This window comes from Micromonospora sp. S4605 (assembly GCF_003176715.1).
In the GTDB taxonomy this organism is placed as follows: Bacteria; Actinomycetota; Actinomycetes; order Mycobacteriales; family Micromonosporaceae; genus Micromonospora; species Micromonospora echinaurantiaca.
Genome location: NZ_QGSW01000052.1, coordinates 1 through 16,376 on the forward strand (window position 1 = coordinate 1; position 16,376 = coordinate 16,376).

18 protein-coding genes are annotated in these 16,376 nt (G+C 74.5%); 6 read left to right on the top strand and 12 right to left on the bottom strand.

Annotated features, from left to right (window positions below; genetic code table 11):
* From DLJ47_RS02545 to DLJ47_RS02580, 8 genes are all read right to left on the bottom strand, one after another.
* Positions 1-1,086 (bottom strand): MCE family protein (locus tag DLJ47_RS02545; protein ID WP_109898495.1); only part of this gene is annotated, 1,086 nt, incomplete at its 3' end.
* Positions 1,083-2,327: an MCE family protein gene (locus DLJ47_RS02550; RefSeq protein WP_109898496.1), complete on the bottom strand. Its 1,245-nt coding sequence runs from the start codon at positions 2,325-2,327 to the stop codon at positions 1,083-1,085. The genes DLJ47_RS02545 and DLJ47_RS02550, both read right to left, overlap by 4 nt.
* A complete protein-coding gene (locus DLJ47_RS02555) occupies positions 2,327-3,307 on the bottom strand; it encodes an MCE family protein (RefSeq protein ID WP_109898497.1) in 981 nt (326 codons plus the stop codon). Before DLJ47_RS02555 ends, DLJ47_RS02550 begins: the two co-directional genes overlap by 1 nt.
* Entirely contained in the window at positions 3,304-4,332 is a 1,029-nt protein-coding gene (locus DLJ47_RS02560) for an MCE family protein (RefSeq protein WP_109898498.1), read from the bottom strand. Before DLJ47_RS02560 ends, DLJ47_RS02555 begins: the two co-directional genes overlap by 4 nt.
* Positions 4,329-5,609, bottom strand: coding sequence for an MCE family protein (locus DLJ47_RS02565; RefSeq protein WP_109898499.1), 1,281 nt, complete (start codon positions 5,607-5,609; stop codon positions 4,329-4,331). Before DLJ47_RS02565 ends, DLJ47_RS02560 begins: the two co-directional genes overlap by 4 nt.
* Before the next feature lie 2 nt (positions 5,610-5,611).
* Positions 5,612-6,415, bottom strand: coding sequence for an MlaE family ABC transporter permease (locus tag DLJ47_RS02570; protein WP_109898500.1), 804 nt, complete (start codon positions 6,413-6,415; stop codon positions 5,612-5,614).
* 1 nt (position 6,416) lies between these two features.
* Complete coding sequence (locus tag DLJ47_RS02575) at positions 6,417-7,187, bottom strand: MlaE family ABC transporter permease (protein ID WP_109898501.1); 771 nt, start codon at positions 7,185-7,187, stop codon at positions 6,417-6,419.
* Positions 7,184-8,161, bottom strand: coding sequence for an ABC transporter ATP-binding protein (locus tag DLJ47_RS02580; protein WP_109898502.1), 978 nt, complete (start codon positions 8,159-8,161; stop codon positions 7,184-7,186). The genes DLJ47_RS02575 and DLJ47_RS02580 overlap by 4 nt, the downstream gene beginning before the upstream one ends.
* 178 nt (positions 8,162-8,339) lie before the next feature.
* On the opposite strand from DLJ47_RS02580, the gene shbA reads away from it, so the two are divergent.
* The 4 genes from shbA to DLJ47_RS02600 all read left to right on the top strand — a co-directional run bounded on the left by shbA (position 8,340) and on the right by DLJ47_RS02600 (position 12,161).
* Entirely contained in the window at positions 8,340-8,921 is a 582-nt protein-coding gene (gene shbA, locus DLJ47_RS02585; RefSeq protein ID WP_109898511.1) for an RNA polymerase sigma factor ShbA, read from the top strand.
* A complete protein-coding gene (locus DLJ47_RS02590) occupies positions 8,918-9,724 on the top strand; it encodes an anti-sigma-D factor RsdA (protein ID WP_109898503.1) in 807 nt (268 codons plus the stop codon). The genes shbA and DLJ47_RS02590 overlap by 4 nt, the downstream gene beginning before the upstream one ends.
* Before the next feature lie 282 nt (positions 9,725-10,006).
* Complete coding sequence (locus tag DLJ47_RS02595; protein WP_146228010.1) at positions 10,007-11,257, top strand: hypothetical protein; 1,251 nt, start codon at positions 10,007-10,009, stop codon at positions 11,255-11,257.
* 319 nt (positions 11,258-11,576) lie between these two features.
* On the top strand, positions 11,577-12,161 hold the full coding sequence (locus DLJ47_RS02600; RefSeq protein WP_109898505.1) for a hypothetical protein: 585 nt from the start codon (positions 11,577-11,579) through the stop codon (positions 12,159-12,161).
* A 46-nt stretch (positions 12,162-12,207) separates the two neighbouring features.
* Here the strand turns inward: DLJ47_RS02600 and DLJ47_RS02605 are convergent, their stop codons facing one another.
* Both DLJ47_RS02605 and DLJ47_RS02610 read right to left on the bottom strand, forming a co-directional pair.
* Positions 12,208-12,780, bottom strand: coding sequence for a YdeI/OmpD-associated family protein (locus tag DLJ47_RS02605; RefSeq protein ID WP_199235669.1), 573 nt, complete (start codon positions 12,778-12,780; stop codon positions 12,208-12,210).
* A gap of 5 nt (positions 12,781-12,785) precedes the next feature.
* On the bottom strand, positions 12,786-13,196 hold the full coding sequence (locus tag DLJ47_RS02610) for a VOC family protein (RefSeq protein ID WP_109898506.1): 411 nt from the start codon (positions 13,194-13,196) through the stop codon (positions 12,786-12,788).
* 62 nt (positions 13,197-13,258) lie between these two features.
* Between DLJ47_RS02610 and DLJ47_RS02615 the strand changes: the two genes are divergently transcribed.
* Positions 13,259-14,212 carry a helix-turn-helix transcriptional regulator gene (locus DLJ47_RS02615; RefSeq protein WP_109898507.1) on the top strand — a complete coding sequence of 318 codons (954 nt, stop codon included), beginning with the start codon at positions 13,259-13,261 and terminating at the stop codon, positions 14,210-14,212.
* A gap of 73 nt (positions 14,213-14,285) precedes the next feature.
* Positions 14,286-14,690: a DUF2267 domain-containing protein gene (locus DLJ47_RS02620; protein ID WP_109898508.1), complete on the top strand. Its 405-nt coding sequence runs from the start codon at positions 14,286-14,288 to the stop codon at positions 14,688-14,690.
* 9 nt (positions 14,691-14,699) lie between these two features.
* Here the strand turns inward: DLJ47_RS02620 and DLJ47_RS02625 are convergent, their stop codons facing one another.
* Together DLJ47_RS02625 and DLJ47_RS02630 are read right to left on the bottom strand one after the other, a co-directional pair.
* Entirely contained in the window at positions 14,700-15,677 is a 978-nt protein-coding gene (locus DLJ47_RS02625) for an ABC transporter permease (RefSeq protein ID WP_109898509.1), read from the bottom strand.
* A gap of 96 nt (positions 15,678-15,773) precedes the next feature.
* Positions 15,774-16,295, bottom strand: coding sequence for a hypothetical protein (locus tag DLJ47_RS02630; protein ID WP_146228011.1), 522 nt, complete (start codon positions 16,293-16,295; stop codon positions 15,774-15,776).
* Positions 16,296-16,376: the final 81 nt, after the last annotated feature.

Genomic DNA, 16,376 nt, shown 5'->3' on the forward strand with positions numbered 1-16,376 from the left:
GGTTCCGGGGCGGGACCCGCCGGCCGTGGGCGGCGGTGCGGCGCCGGGCTTCCGCGCGCCGGTGGCCGACCCGGCGGGCGCCGGGGCGGCGGCGACCAGGTTGGCCAGGATCGAGGCGGCGTCCAGGTCGGCGGTGATGGAGAGGTTGACGAAGTCGCCGACGATCGCGCCGGTCACGTTCGGCGGGAACGGGTACGACAGCATGAAGTCCAGTGACTTCGGCAGGTCGTCCCCGGCGCGGACCAGCTGTTCGAGGATCGGTTTCAGCGACCGCAGGCTGGCCAGGGTGTCGTCGCGGCTGCGGTTGACCACCCGGGTGCCGACCCGCCCGAGTTCGCCGAGGGCGGTCAGCGCGCTGGTCAGCTGGGCGCGTTGGCGGGCCAGCGTGGTCATCCCGGGCGCGAGCGCGTCGACGGCCTCGCCGACGACCTGCCGTTGCCGGGCGAGCCGGCCGGTCAGCCGGTCCAGCGCCTCGACGGCCCGGACGATGTCCGCCTTCTGCCGTTCCAGCCCGCCGACGAACTCGTCGAGCCGGCGCACCGCGTCGCGGATCGCGGGTTCGCGGCCGTCGAGCGCCCGGCCGAGTTCCTGGTTGATGGTGCGCAGCTGGGCCAGGCCGCCGCCGTTGAGCAGCAGCCCCAGCGCGGCGAGCACCTCCTCGACCTCGGCGCCGCGGGTGGTGCGGGCCAGCGGGATGACGTCGCCGTCGGCGAGCCGGCCGCGGCGCGGCTCGGTGGTCGGGGCGGTGACCGTCACGTACTTCTCGCCGAGCAGGCTGCTCTGCCGGACCGCGGCGGAGGCGTTGGCCGGCAGTTGGACCTCGCGGTCGATCCGCAGGGTGACCCGGGCGGTCCAGCCGGCGAGGGAGATCTTCTCGACGCTGCCCACGGTGACGTCGTCGACCTTGACGGCCGCCTGCGGCACCAGGTCGAGCACGTCGGTGAACTCGGCGGTGACCCGGTATCCGGGGCCGGCCGGCGCGCCGCCGGGCAGCGGCAGGTCGGTCAGCTCCGGCAGGCCGCAGCCGGCGGGCAGCAGCGCCACGGCCAGGGCCGCGGCCAGCAGCCGGCGGGCCCGGGCGGTCATGCCGGGCCTCGCAGGATGCCGCCGAGGGTACGGTCCAGCGTGTCGACGGGGCCGCCCGGCGCCAGGTCGAGGGCCGGCCCCCCGGGCTGGGTGGACGGAGGTTCGCCCGGCGGGACCGGGCCGGCCGTCGGGGCGCCGGGCGGCAGCTTGAGCAGCCTGCGCAGCTGATCGGTCATCGGCAGCCCGCGCGCGTGCAGCGTCTGCGCGAGCGCGTGGCAGGTGGCCGGGACCTGTTTCGCGGGCAGCTGGTCGACGATCAGTGAGCAGGCGAAGCCGGCCGGGTCGTACGGGCCGGTGGCATTGTCGCGGGTGTCCAGGGTGCCCGACCGGGGGTTGTACGCCAACGCGAGGTTGTTCAGCGCCAGCGGCGCCACGTCGAGGATCTCGATGACCGCCTCCTGCTGGCGGACCAGCACCCCGGTGATGTCGGCGAGCGCGGCGACGTCGGCGGTGAGCAGCTGGCGGTTCTTCTTCACGAAGGCGGTGACGTCGGCCAGCGCGACGGCCAGGTTGCGCAGCGCGGCGGAGAGTTCGTCGCGTTCGCCGGAGAGCTGCTCGGCCACGTCGGCCAGCTGCCGCTGGAAGGCACGCACCTGCTGGTCGCTCTCGGCCAGGGTGGTGGTGAACCGTTGCAGGTTGGCCACCGAACCGAACAGGTCCTGCCGGCCGTCGGCGAGCGTGGTCAGCGCCTGGGACAGCCCGTCGAGGGTTTCCCGCAGCTGCTCGCCGTTGCCCTCCAGGTTGGCCCGGCCGGTGGCGACGAGGTCGGACAGCGCACCGTCGGCGTTCGCGCCGTCCGGGCCGAGTGCCCGGTTGAAGTCGTCCAGCGCCCGGTAGATGTCGTCGATCTCCATCGGCGCCGCGGTGCGGCTCAGCGGGATGTCGGCGCCGTCGGCCAGCGGGGCGCCGCCGGCGTACGCGGGGGTGAGTTGGACGTACCGGTCGCTGACCACGCTGGGCGGGACGATCACCGCCTGCGCGTCGGACGGGATCCGCACGCCCGGGTCGTAGCGCATGGCGACCTCGACGGTGCGCCCGCGCGGGGTCACCGCCACCACCTCGCCGACCCGCACGCCGAGGACCCGCACGTCGGAGCCGGGGTGTACGCCGACCGCGCGGGTGAAGTGGGCGGTCAGCCGCCGCTGGGGCGGCTCGTGCCGGGCGACCACCACGGCGGCGGCCAGCGCGGTGAGCAGGACGGTGGCGGCGGCGACCGGCCGGCGCCAGCGGTGGGCGGCCATCACCGGCCACCCGTGGGCACGTACGGCTGCACCAGCCCGTGCACGTACGAGTCGAACCAGCGGCCGTTGCCGACCACGTTGGCGAACGCGGTGACGAACGGCGCCATCCGGGCGATGCTCCGTTCCAGGTTGTCCCGGTTGCGTTGCAGCACGGCGATCACCTCACGCAGCTCCCGCAGGGCCGGGTCGAGTTCGGTCCGGTTGTCGGCGACCAGTCCGGACAACTGGGTGGCCAGGTCGTTGGTGCCGACCAGCAGCTTGTGGATGGCGTCCCGGCGGCGGGTCACCTCGGCCAGCAGCGCCTCACCGTCGGTCACCAGCTTGCGGAACTCCTCGTCGCGGGTGGCCAGCACGCCGGTGACCTCGCGGGCCCGGGTCAGCAGCGACCGCAGTTCGGCGTCCCGGTCGGCGACGGTGCGGGAGAGCCGGGCCAGCCCGCCCAGCGCGGAGTCGACGCTGGCCGGGGTGTCGGCGAAGGTCTCCGACAGGGTGGCGAAGGCGGCGGCGAGTTGATCGGTGTCGACCTTGTCGAGGGTGTCGGCGAGCCCGGTGACCGCCTGGACCACGTCGAACGGTGCGGCGGTGCGGTCCAGCGGGATCAGCCCGCCCTCCGGCAGCCGGCCCGCCCCGGCGGGCGACAGGGCCAGGTACTTCTGCCCGAGCACCGTCTTGATCCGGATCGTCGCGCCGGTGCGGTCGCCCAGGCGTACGCCGTCGTCGTCGACCCGGAACCGGACCCGCACGTACGACCGGGTGTCGCGGGCGAGCTCGACGGCGGTGACCTTGCCGACGCGGACCCCGGCGACCCGCACCTCGTTGCCGACGGCGAGGCCGCTGGCGTCGGTGAAGGCCGCCTGGTAGGCCCGGCCGGTGAGCGCGGCGAGCCGGTCGAGCTGGAAGGCACCGAGCAGCGCGGCGACGATCAGGGTCAACCCGACGGCGCCGGTGACCACGGGGTTGCGTTCGCGGAACGGTTTCATCGGCTGCCTCCGGTGGCGCACCGCGCGGCCGGCGCGCTGAAGGTGACGGGGTTGAGCCTCTGGCCGGCGGCCGACACCCGGCCGTCGAAGTCGCAGAGGTAGAAGTTGAACCAGGAGCCGTACGAGGCGACCCGGGTCAGCGACTCGTAGCGCTGCGGCAGCCGGCCGAGGGTGCTGTCGATGACAGCGGAGTTGCGGTTGAGCGTGCCGGCGAGTTCGTCGAGGGCGCGGATGTCGGCGGCGAGCGGTGGCCGGGCCTCGCCCACCAGCGACGAGGTCGCCTCGGTGAGGTCGCCGAGGTTGACCAGCGCCTCGCCGATGGCGGTCCGGTCGGCGGCCAGCCCGGAGACGAACTCCTGCAGTTGGGTGATGGTCCGGTCGAGGTCCCGGTCCCGGGTGGCGAGGGTGGTCAGCACGGTGTTGAGGTTGGTGACCACGCGGCCGATGACGGCGTCCCGGTCGGCGAGGGTGTTGGTCAGCGAGGCGGTTCGGCTCAGCAGGCTCGACACGGTGCCGCCCTCGCCCTGGAGCACCTGGATGATCTCGTAGGCGAGTTTGTTGACGTCCTCCGGGCGCAGCGCGGTGAACAGCGGCCGGAAGCCGTTGAACAGCACGGTCAGGTCCAGCGCCGGGGTGGTCTGCCCGATCGGGATGAGCCCGTCCGGCCGCAGCGGCCGGCGCTCCCCCGGCCCCTCGGTGAGCGCGAGGTAGCGCTGCCCGACCAGGTTGCGGTAGCGGATGGCGGCGCGGACGCCGGTGGCCAGCGGGACGTCCTCGGTGAGGGTGAACTCGACCTCGGCCACGGTGTCGTCGACCACCCGGATGTCGGCGACCCGGCCGACCCGGACGCCGGCGATCCGCACGTCGTCGCCGGGCAGCAGGCCGGTGACGTCGGTGAACCGGGCCCGGTAGGTGACGCCGCCGGCCGGGAAGGCGCCCAGGGTCTGGGCGAGCAGCGCGGTCAGCAGCAGCGTCACCGCGGCGAAGACCAGCAGCTTCACCAGCGGACGGATGGTGCCGGTCATCGGGCGTTCACCACCGCTCCGCGCAGCAGCGGCCCCCACAGCAGCACCGCGATGTCGGGCACCTCCGCCGGCGGGGTGCCGGTGACCGCGCCGAGCAGCGGTTTCACCAGGGCGCGTTCCTCGCCGGTGGCGGCCTGGCCCATGGCCGGGGCGGCGCCGGCGGCCGGGGCGGGCAGGCCGACCGGCAGGGTGACCGGCGGCCGGGGGCCGGAGTAGTCGTAGCCGTCGTCGATCGGCTTCTCCGGCGCGGGGCTGGCCGGTCGGGGCAGGCCGTGGCACTGCGGGCCGTCGTCGGCGCCGTAGACCGGCTCGTCGCGGCCGCGCTCGTACTTGCCGCCGTCGCGGGTGACCTCCAGGGTGATCCGCATCCGGCCGCCGGCGAACACCTCCTCCACCCGGGGTTGCAGGGCCACCAGGCCGCTCATCAGGCACGGGTACTCGGGCGCGTAGGTGGCGAGCAGTTCGAGCACCGGCCGGCTCACCGCGCCGAGGCGGATGAGCTGGTCGCCGTGCCGGTCGAGGAAACCGTGCGCGACGTCGGCGGCATCGGTGGCCTCGGCGAGGAACGCGGCCAGTTGGGTGCGCTGGTCGGTGACCGTGCGGGCGGTGACGCTGACGTCGCGCAGCAGCGCCAGCAGGTCGGGCAGCGCGGCGTCGTAGCTGTCCAGCACCGCGGCCAGGGCGCGCACGTCCGCCGCGATGGCCGGCATGGCCGGGTTGAGCCGTTCCAGGTACGCCTCCAGCCGGGCCAGGTTCGCGCCGAGCTGCTCGCCGCGGCCCTCCAGCGCGGTGGCCAGCGCGCCCAGCGTGGTGGCCAGCTGATCGGGCCGGATCGCCTGCAGCAGCGGCAGCGCCTCGTCGAGCACCCGTTCCAGTTCCACGGCGGTGCGGCTGCGGTCCTGGGTGATGACCGCGCCGTCGCGGATCGGCCCGGCGGTGCTGCCCGGCGGCGGGACGAGTTCGACGTAGCGCTCACCGAAGAGCGTCTTGGGCAGCAGGCGCGCGGTGACGTCGGCCGGGATCCGGCCGGTGGTCGCCGGGTCGAGGGCCAGCCGCAGGGTGGCCCCGGCGCCGTCGCCGCGTACCGAGCGGACGTCGCCGACCAGCACGCCGCGTACCTTGACATCGGCGCCGTCGGCCAGTTGCAGGCCGGCGCGGTCGGCGTGCAGGGTGACCCAGGCGACCGGGGTGAACGCCTTGCGGTACTGCAGCACGGAACCGGTCAGCGCCGCGGCCAGGACGGCGACGAAGACGATGCCGAGGATGCGATGTCTCATGCTCACCCCGCGATCCGGACGGTGGTGGTGGCGCCCCAGATGGCCAGGGACAGGAAGAAGTCGACGATGTTGACGGCGACGATGGCCAGCCGCACGGCGCGGCCGACCGCGACGCCGACGCCGGCCGGTCCGCCGCTGGCGGTGTAGCCGTACCAGCAGTGCACCAGCACCACGATCACGCTGAACACCAGCACCTTGCCGAAGGACCAGAGCACGTCGCCGGGCGGCAGGAACAGGTGGAAGTAGTAGTCGTAGGTGCCCGCCGACTGTCCGAAGTAGAAGACGGCGATGGCGCGGGTGGTCAGGTAGCTGGAGAGCAGCCCGATCACGTACAGCGGGATCACCGCGATGAAGCCGGCGATCATCCGGGTGGTGACCAGGAACGGCAGCGACGGCACGCCCATCACCTCGAGCGCGTCGACCTCCTCGGAGATCCGCATGGCGCCGAGCTGGGCGGTGAAGCCGCACCCTACGGTGGCCGACAGCGCCAGCGCGGCCACCAGCGGGGAGATCTCCCGGGTGTTGAAGTACGCCGAGATGAAGCCGGTGAAGGCGCTGCTGCCGATCTGGTTGAGCGCCTGGTAGCCCTGCAGGCCAACCTCGGTGCCGGTGAAGAAGGTCAGGAAGCAGATGACGCCGACGGTGCCGCCGAGCACCGCCAGCGCGCCGGTGCCGAAGCTGACCTCGGCGAGCAGCCGTACCACCTCGCGCCGGTAGCGGCGCAGGGTGCGCGGCGCCCAGCCGAAGGCGCGCAGGTAGAAGGCGAGCTGTCCGCCCAGGTCGTCGAGCTGTCGCAGCACCGGCACGTCAGCTTCCCTTCTGCGGTACGACCTGGAAGTACACGGCCGTGACGAGGAAGTTCAGCGCGAACAGCAGCATGAAGGTGAACACGACGCTCTGGTTGACCGCGTCGCCGACGCCCTTCGGGCCGCCCCGCGCGTTCATCCCCTGGTAGGACGCGACCAGGGCCGCGGTGGCGCCGAACAGCAGCGCCTTGACCTCGCCCACCAGCAGGTCGGGCAGTTGCCCGAGGGCCTGGAAGCTGGCCAGGTACGCACCGGGCGTGCCGCCCTGCATGACCACGTTGAACAGGTAGCCGCCGGTGACGCCGACGACGCTGACCAGGCCGTTGAGCAGGACGGCGACCAGCATCGCGGCGAGCACCCGGGGCACCACGAGCCGGTGGATCGGGTCGATGCCCAGCACCCGCATCGCGTCCAGCTCCTCACGGATCTTGCGGGAGCCGAGGTCGGCGCAGATCGCCGAGCCGCCGGCGCCGGCGATGACCAGTGCGGTGACGATCGGACCGGCCTCGCGGACCACGGCGAGCACCGAGGCGGCGCCGGTGAACGACTGCGCGCCGAGCTGCCGCACCAGCGAGCCGAGTTGCAGCGCGATGACCGCGCCGAACGGGATCGAGACGAGCGCCGCCGGCAGGATCGACACCGAGCTGATGAACCAGGCCTGCTGGACGAACTCGCGCACCTGCACCGGCCGGCGGGGCAGCGCCCGCAGCGTGTCGAGGCAGAAGCCGAAGAACTCGCCGGAGCGACGTACGGCGGCCAGCGGGGCGCTCATCCGCGCACCTCCCCCGGTCCGACGAGGTCGGCCGCCGGCCGGTCCGCGAAGGAGCCTGGCGGCGGGGTGACGCCGTGCTCGCGGCACCACGCGCCGGGCGGGCGCTCGGCCCGCCGGGGCCGGCCGTCGGAGGGCTGCAACTGGTTCGGGATGGGCGGCAGCGGCGGCAGCTCCACACCGGCCTGGGCCTCGGCCCGCAGCTCCTCGGCGTCCTTCTCCTCGGCCATCCCGATCGGCCCGATCCGCTGGGCGTTGAGGAACTGCCGGACCACCGGCTCGGTGCTGGACAGCAGCATCTCCCGGGGCCCGAACATGGCCAGGTGCCCGTGGTAGATCAGCCCGATGTTGTCCGGCACGGTGCGGGCGGTGTTGATGTCGTGGGTGACGATCAGGAACGTCGCCTCGGTGCGCTGGTTGAGGTCGATGATCAGCTGGTTGAGGTACGCGGTGCGCACCGGGTCGAGCCCGGAGTCCGGCTCGTCGAAGAGGATGATCTGCGGGTCGAGGACGAGCGCGCGGGCCAGCCCGGCACGCTTGCGCATCCCGCCGGAGATCTCCCCGGGCAACTTCCGCTCGGCGCCGGTCAGGCCGACCATCTCCAGCTTCTCGCCGACCACCGCCCGGATCTGCGCCTCGCTCTTGCGGGTGTGTTCGCGCAGCGGGAAGGCCACGTTGTCGTAGATGGTCATCGAGCCGAACAGGGCACCGTCCTGGAACAGCACGCCGAACAGCTTGCGGACCTCGTACAGGGCGCGCTCGGAGAGCCGGGGCAGGTTGTGGCCGGAGATCCAGATGTCGCCGCGGTCGGGCCGGAGCAGCCCCACCAGGGTCTTGAGGAACACCGACTTGCCGGTGCCCGACGGGCCCAGCAGCACCGAGATCTCGCCGGCCGGCAGCGTCAGGCTGACGTCCGACCAGACCGGCTGCCCGCCGAAGGACTTGGTCAGCCCCTGCACGGCCACCTCGACGCCCACGCGGTCCCCTCTCCTCGGTGCTGCTACTTCGGACATCGCTGCGGCGCGGCGCGGTGTAACAGATTTCTCGCGATTTCTTTGCGGTACGACGGAGCTACTCGCGGTGAGCTAGGCAAATTCCGGTCGGCTCGATAGCGTGCGCGTTAACCGGCCGGTAACGAAGGTGCTCCGCGACGCGATGACCACAACGATCGAGCCCGAACTCATCCGGCGGGCCGCAGAGGGCGACTCCAGGGCCATGGCGGCCCTGCTCACCGACGTGCGCCCGGGGCTGGTGCGGTACTGCCGGGCCCGGTTGGGGCGGATCGGCGGGGCGTACACCACGGCGGACGACGTCGCGCAGGAAATCTGCCTCGCCGTGCTGCGGGCGCTGCCCCGCTACCGCGACCAGGGCACTCCGTTCTCGGCGTTCGTCTACGCCATCGCCGGGCACAAGGTGGCCGACGCGCAGCGCGCCGCGGCGCGGGCCGCCGCGGTGACCGCGACCGCCGACGCCCCCCTGGACACTCCCGACGCGGGGCCCGGGCCGGAGCAGCAGGCCGTCGCCACCGACCTCGCCCGCCGTCTGTCGGTGCTGCTCGACCGCCTGCCGGACGCGCAGCGGGAGATCGTCCTGCTCCGGGTGGCGGTCGGCCTCACCGCCGAGGAGGTCGGGGCGATCGTCGGGATGACCGCCGCCGCGGTGCGGGTGGCCCAGTCCCGCGCCCTGGCCCGCCTCCGTACCCTGGCAGGCGACACACTCGACGAGGTGGCGGCATGACCGAGCAGCGGCCCCAGGGGGGCGACGAGCTGGACCTGGCGACCATCGCCCGGGACGACCAGCTGCTCGACGCGCTCGGCCGGGGCGAGCCGGCGCCGGACGGCGACGACGTGGCCGCGCTGCTCGCCGCCTGGCGGGCCGACCTCGACAGCGCCGACGACGAGCCGGTCCTGCGGCACGCCGTGCAGCCGCCGCCCACGCCGACCGCGCCCCGGTCGGCGGCGTTCGGGCGGCGCGTGCTGCGCCTCGCGGCAGCGGTGGTCGTCCTGGTGGCCATCGCCACCGCGCTCGGCGTCGGCAGCCGCAACGCCGGGCCGAGCAGCCCGCTCTGGTCGCTGACGAAGGTGCTGTATCCCGAGCAGGCGCAGGTTCGCACCGTCGAGGACACCATCGACCGCGCCCGGGCGGCGCTGTCGGCCGGCCGGCTGGCGGAGGCCGCGCAGCTGATCGAGCAGGCGCGAAACGACCTCGCCGGGATCGACGACCCGAGGCTGGCCACCCGGCTGCGCGCGGAGCTCGACGCCCTGCACCGCGACCTGCTGGCCGCGCTGTCGCCGCCGTCCGCGCCCGCCACCGCCGGGCCGGCGCCGGCACCCACCGCGGGTGGCGGGTCCGCCCCACCGTCCGGACCCGGCCCGGTCGGCTCGCCGCCACCCCCGTCACCGTCGGGCGCCGGAGAGCCCGGTCTCCCCGACATCCTCCCGCTGCCGTCGCTGCCCACCCTGCTGCCCAGCGGGGGCCTGCCGCCGCTGCTCCCGTCGCTGCCCGGGCTGCCGCTACCCACCGCGAATCCGCTGGGCTGACCGCGGCAGGTCCAGCGGGTCGCGGTCCGCGGTTTCCGCCCGGCTCGCGGCCGGCGGTTGGCCGCGCCCGGTCGACGGCCGGCGGTTGGCCGCGCCCGGTCGCTCGCCCGCCCGGTTGGCGGCAGGCGGCTCGCCGCGTCCAGTCGGCGGCCGGCGGCGTGGCCACCCCCGCCGGTCCCGATCCTTCGGCTGATATCGATTTGTCGTGTGTCGGACCGTGTCCACCCGGTCACCGTTCGGCACAATCAGAGCTGCCCTGAAGAGGACCCGGAGGTGCGCGTGGTGCGGCGTCGCGGCCGGCTGGCTCGGACGATGCTGCGTGGGCTGCTGCTGGTCGGGGGCGCCCTCGGCGCCTGGGGCGCGTACGACGCGGTCGCCGACGAGCCCGCGTACGCCGCCGGTTCCAGCGGGCCGTGCCTGCCCGGCGAGCTGATCGACGGAGTGCGGACGATCCTCGGCAGCCCACTGTCCTGTGCCCCGACCGCCGGGCCAAACGGCGGCGAGGCGGCCGAGCCCGCGGCACGCGAGCCCGCAGCCGAGCCCGGGGCGGGCAAGGGAACACGGCACTCCGGCACCGATCAGGCACCGGCGTGGATCGGGCGGGGCGCCCCTCCCACCGAGCAGCGGGCGGGCGGCATGCCGTCGGCGGACGCTCCGGCACCGGCGGGCCGCGGGGCGGCCACGCCGGCCCGGGACGCGTCGCGGGCCGACAGCTCCACCGCGCCCGGCCAGAGCCCGGACCCCGTGAGACCCGGCAAGGGAACGCCCACCACGGTCGGTCCGGGCGGGCCGGCGAGCGCCCTCCGCCCGCCGGCCCGGCCGGACGCGGCACCGCCGGCACCCGGTCCGCCCGAGCCGGCGCCGGACCCGCTGGCCCCCGCACTGCGCCCGACCAAGCCGATCCTGGAAACGCTCGACCCGGCACTACGCCCCGCCAAGCCGAACCTGGAGACGCTCGACCCGGTGCTCGGCCCGACCACACCGATCGGGCAGGCGCTCGGCCTGGCGGAGCCGGTCGTGGAAACCCTCGAACCGGTGCTGGGCCTGGTCGAGCCGGTGGTGGATGCGCTGGCCCCGGTGCTCGACGTCGCCCAGCCCAGCCCCGGCGGGCCCACCGGTCCCCGGACTCCACCGGCGAGCGTCGGCGGCGTCCGGTCACCGGCGACCACGCCGCCGCCGGTGACCGCCGCGCCGCCCGGGACCGCCCACGCGACACCCGCGGCGCCGGTCGATCCGCGCGGGCGCTGGTCTGGGTCGACGTTCCGGCCGTCGGGTGGCGACCGGTCGGCCGCCGGCGACGCCGAGGCGATCCGGCACCGTCCGCCGGCCGGCGATCCCGGGCATGCCCACCACGGGACGCCCGCCGGCTGCGGCAGCACGGCCGGCCACAGCGCGGCGGGCTGCTGGTCCGGCATCACCGAGGGTGCCCTGTCCTGGGCCTGGCACCCGGAGCTGTGGCCGCTCGGCGGTCAGCCGGCCCGGAGCGACAAGCTGACCCACCGGGCGAGTCGGCCGGACACCCGGCCGGCCTGACACCTGACTCGGCCGGCGGCCACCGCGACCGCTCCGACCGGGCGACCGGCGTTCGTGGCGGTACCACCCGCGCGGTGAGCGTCGCCGTCCGGCCACCCTGCGAGGCACACCGGCGTGGTGGCCGCCCGGTCGGGTCTTCCCGGAACCGGTCCGGTCGTCCCCGACTCGCCGGCCCGATGCGCGGCCCCGCTCGGCCGCGCCACCACGTCGGGATGCCGAGGCTCCGGCCGGCGCCCGACTCCCGCAGTCACGAAAGACCTGCTCCACCGAAACTCCGTCGCGCGGGCGCAGCTCCCCGCGCACCTGGGAAGGAGAGCTCGTGAAGAAGACCCTGCCGGTCGCCCGCGCCCGTTGGTGCGACATCGCCGACATCGTGGACCTGGTCGCCGGCGCACTCGCCCGCACCGGCACCGGCGCCTGGCTCGTGCCCGACGTCCACCGCCGGCGTCGGGTGCTCCGCGCCGTCACCCGGATCTGGACCGAGCACGCGCTGCTGTTCGGCGAGGCGTACCTGGCCAGTGACCGCACGGCCGCCGCCGTCTGGTTCCACCGGTACGGCCCGATCCCCCCGCCGCCCGGATACGGCGAGCGGCTCGCCGTCGCCTGCGGCGACTACCTCGACCGGTTCCTCCGCCTCGACGAGGTGCTCGCCGCCCGACGCCCCACCGGCCCGCACAACCACCTGGCGTTCTTCGCGGCCGTACCCGAGCCGCGGGGCGCTGACCAGGCCGGCACGCTGCTCGCCACCAGCCGCGCCCGGATGGACGCCAGCCTGCTGCCCTCGTACACCGAGGCGACGACGCCCGCCGAACGGGACCTGTACGCCCGGCACGGCTACGTCGCCCACGGGTCGTTCACGCTGCCCGACGGCACCACCGCGTACCCGATGTGGCGCCGGCCGTGACGGTCGCCGGTGGGTCCACCCGGACCCACCGGCGGCCGACCGGCGGTCACCGCGGCGGCCCGCCCGCGGCTTCCAGTCCCGCGAGGGCTCGCCGCAGCGCCCCGGCCCGCGCCGCCGGGGTGCGTGCCTTGAGCAGCGGCAGGAACACCGCGTACCGGTCGCTGCGGCCGAGCGCCTGGTAGGCCGCGCGGGCGCGGTCGTTCGCCGCGAGCGCCGCGGCGAGGTCGTCGGGTACGGCGGCGGTGCGCTGCGGCGCGTATGCCGCCGCCCAGCGGCCGTCGGCCTGCGCGGCCGCGACCTGGGCCCGGCCGGCGGGGCGCATCCGGCCGGCCGCCTCCAGCGCGGCGACCCGATCGACGTTGACCCGGGACCAGGGGCTGCCCGGCCGGCGCGGCGAGTAGCGCTGGAGGAAGTGGGTGTCGTCCAGGCGGCGGCGGTGGCTGTCGATCCAGCCGTGGCAGATGGCCACGTCGCCGGCCTCGGTCGCGGTCATGGCGGCCGCGCCGCTGCCCTTGCGGGCGATGGCGAGCCAGACGTCGGACCGGGTCGTGCCGTGCGCGGTGAGCCACCGGTCCCACTCGCCGGCGTCGGCGCAGCGGAGGATCTCGACGTCGTCCACGGTGGTCACTCCGCCCCGTCGACGATCTCGACGTAGTGCGGGTTGTACATGACGCCGAGCAGGTTGCCGAACGGGTCGATCACGGTGGCGGTGACGAAGCCGGCGCCGCGGTCCTGCGCCGGCTCGTGTTCGGTGGCGCCCATGGCGAGCAGCCGCGCCACCATGGCGGGCACGTCGTCGACGTGCCAGTAGAGGACCACCCCGCCGGGTCCGGCGGTCGTGCCCGGCGGCCGGTAGCGGCTGTCGATCAGGCCGAGTTCGTCCTGGTGGTCGCCGAGGCGCCATTCCGCGTAGCCGTCGCGCAGGAAGTACGGCTCGAAGCCGATCAGTTCGCTGTACCAGGCCTTGGCCGCCGGCCAGTCCGCGGCCCAGTAGCTGACGTTGGCCATGCCCCGCAGTTTCGGTGTCGTCGTCATGACCCCCACGCTAGGAGGTGTTGAGGAACGTCGGATTCCTCAATCTGGCGCAGAATGAGGAAATGTTGGAAACCTCGGCACGCCTGCTGCGGCTGCTCTCGTTGTTGCAGCAGCGGCGGGACTGGTCCGGTACGGAGCTGGCCGACCGGCTGCGGGTCACCACGCGGACGGTGCGCAACGACGTCGACCGGCTGCGGCAGCTCGGCTACCAGGTGGAATCGACCACCGGCCCGGCCGGCGGCTACCGGCTGGGCGCGGGCGCCGCGCTGCCGCCGCTGCTGCTCGACGACGACGAGGCGGTGGCGGTCGCGGTGGGGCTGCGCGCCGCCGCGGCGGGCACGGTCACCGGCATGGAGGACGTGTCGCTGCGGGCGTTGACCAAGCTGGAGCGGACGCTGCCGGCCCGGCTGCGGCCGCGGGTCGACGCCCTGCGCGGGACGACCGTCTCGGCGGCCGGCGGCGGGCCAACGGTCGACGCCGACACGCTGACCACGATCGCGGCGGCCGCGCACGACCACGAACGGCTCCGGTTCCGCTACCTGGGCCACGACGGGCAGAGCACCGAGCGCGACGTCGAGCCGCACACCCTCGTCTACACCGGCCGCCGCTGGTACCTGCTGGCCTGGGACACCGATCGGCGGGACTGGCGTACCTTCCGGGCCGACCGGGTGCGGCCGTTGCCGCCGGCCGGGCCGCGGTTCGTGCCGCGCGAGCCGCCCGGCGGTGACGCCGCCGCGCACGTGCTGCGCGGCGTCCGCTCGGAGGTCTGGAGGTACCGGGCGCGGATCCGGATGCACGCGCCGGCCGCGGTGGTGGCCGAACGCAGCACCACCACCTCCGGGCAGGTCGTCCCGCTCGACGACGGGACGTGCGAGCTGGTCACCGGCACCGACTCGCTCACCGACCTGGCCACCTACCTGGCCAAGTTCGAGGTGCCGTTCACCGTGCTGGAGCCGCCCGAGCTACGCGAGACGCTGCGCGAGCTGGCCGCCCGCTACCTCGCGGCCGCCGGGTGAGGGCGGTCGGCCGCTGTTTGCCGGGCGACGACGCGGGTAGACGCCGCTGTCCACGCAGAGAAAGGCCCGGCAGGTGGAGAACAGCGAGTTCATCGACTCGGTGGCGCGACGCTTGCGTACCTCGCCCGAGCAGGCGACAGCCATCACCCGCGCCACCCTCACGACCCTCGCCGAGCGGATCGACGGGGGCGAGGCACGGGACCTGTCCGCCCGGCTCCCGGAAGGGCTGCGGGCCTACGCGTTCGCGCCCCGGGACAAGGCCCAACGGTTCGGGCTCGACGTCTTCGTGCAGCAGGTCAGCGGCCGCGCGGAGGTGGACGGCGACCTGGCGAAGGCGGGCATGCGGGCGGTGTTCGACACCCTCCGCGAGGCCATCCCACCGGGCGAGTACGACGACGTCATCACCCACCTGCCGGCGGAGTTCTGGGACCTCACCGACTCGGCGGCCCGGTACGACGGGGAGACCCGCCGCAGCTGACAGCCCGCCTCAGCGGAGCTTGGGGTCGAGGGCCTCGCGGACCGCCTCGCCGAGCATCACGAAGCTCAGCACGGCGGTGACGAGGAACGCGGCGGGGAAGAGGAGCAGGAACGGCGAGACGCGGATGTACTGCTGCGCCTCACTGATCATGATGCCCCAGGACACCACCGGGGTCTTCAGGCCGACGCCCAGGAAGGACAGCGTCGCCTCGGCGCCGATGAACGAACCGACCATGATCGTGCCGTACACCAGCAGCGGCGCCAGGCAGTTCGGCAGCAGGTGCTTCAGGATGATCCGGCCGGTGCCGGCACCCAGCGCCCGCGCGGCCACGATGTAGTCCGCCTCCTTGGTGGCCAGCACCGAGGAGCGCATCAGCCGCATCACCACCGGCCACATGAGAACTGTCAACGACAACATGACCAGCCCCATGATCTCCGCGGTGCTGTTGTCGGACCCCGAGCCGTTGAACGTGGTCAGGATGACGATCGCGCCGAGGATGAACGGCAGGCCGAAGAAGACGTCGGCGATCCGGGACAGCAGGCCGTCCACCCAGCCGCCGCGGTAGCCGGCGATCATCCCCATCGTGCCGCCGATCAGCAGCGTGCCGGCCACCGACAGCACGGCCACCACGATCGAGGCGCGGGCGCCGTAGATCACCCGGGCGTACACGTCACGGCCCTGTACGTCGTAGCCGAACCAACCGTCCGCCCCCGGCTCCACCCGGCTGCGCGACAGGGCGCCGTTGACCGGGTCGCCGTTGGTGAACAGCGACGGGAACGCCGCCATCAGCAGGAAGATCACGATGAACGTGGCCGAGATCCAGAACAGCGGCTTACGGCGCAGGTCCCGCCACGCGTCGCCGAGCAGGCCCCGGGGCTTGTCGGCGCGGGCGCCGCCGGGAAGCCCCGGGTTGACCGGCGCGCCGATCTCGGTCGGCTGCTCGGGGCGGGGCGCGGAGGCGATCGACGCGGTGCTCGGATCACTCATGACGGCTCCTCCGGTCCGGGACGGCGTGGAGCAGATCCACCAGCAGGTCTACCAGGAACGTGATGGCGCCACAACAGACGGTCCGCCAGAACCCGCTCAGCCCTCCCGGTACGCGGGCAGCCCGAGCGCGGCGCGCACCTTGCCGGCCTCCTCGGCGCCGCTGTGCGCCGCCGCCTTCCGGATCTCCCGCATCAGCACCTCGGCGTCGGCCGCCTCACCGGCCCGCCGCCAGTGCCGCAGCGCGACGTCGTTCTCGGCCAGCAGGGCGGCCATCGGCGTCCGGGCCGCCGCCGGCCAGGTCGTCTCCCGCAGCGCCACCGCGTGCTCGGCGTTCGTCCGGGCCACCTCGGCGGCCAGCTTCCGCACCGTCCGCCACGGCTTCCCCGCGTTGGCCGCCGTCTCGAGCTTCTCCAGCGCGGTGTTGTACGGCTCGACGATCGCCAGGTAGCGGCGCTTCGCCTCCTCCGGCGTCAGCGCGGCCGGCGTGGCCGGCGTGGCCGGGTCGGCCGACGCGCCGCCCTGCCAGGCCGGCTGCTGGTTCAAGGTCTCGGTCTGTTCGCCGCCGCCGCAACCGGCGAGCACCACGGTCATGGCCAGGGCGGCCGTCCAGCGACGCACGTCATTCTCCTCCGTCGAGCTACGGAACAGCCGGAGTCTAGGTGGCGCCCGACGTGCCCGGGGCCCCGCTCACCGCCCCCG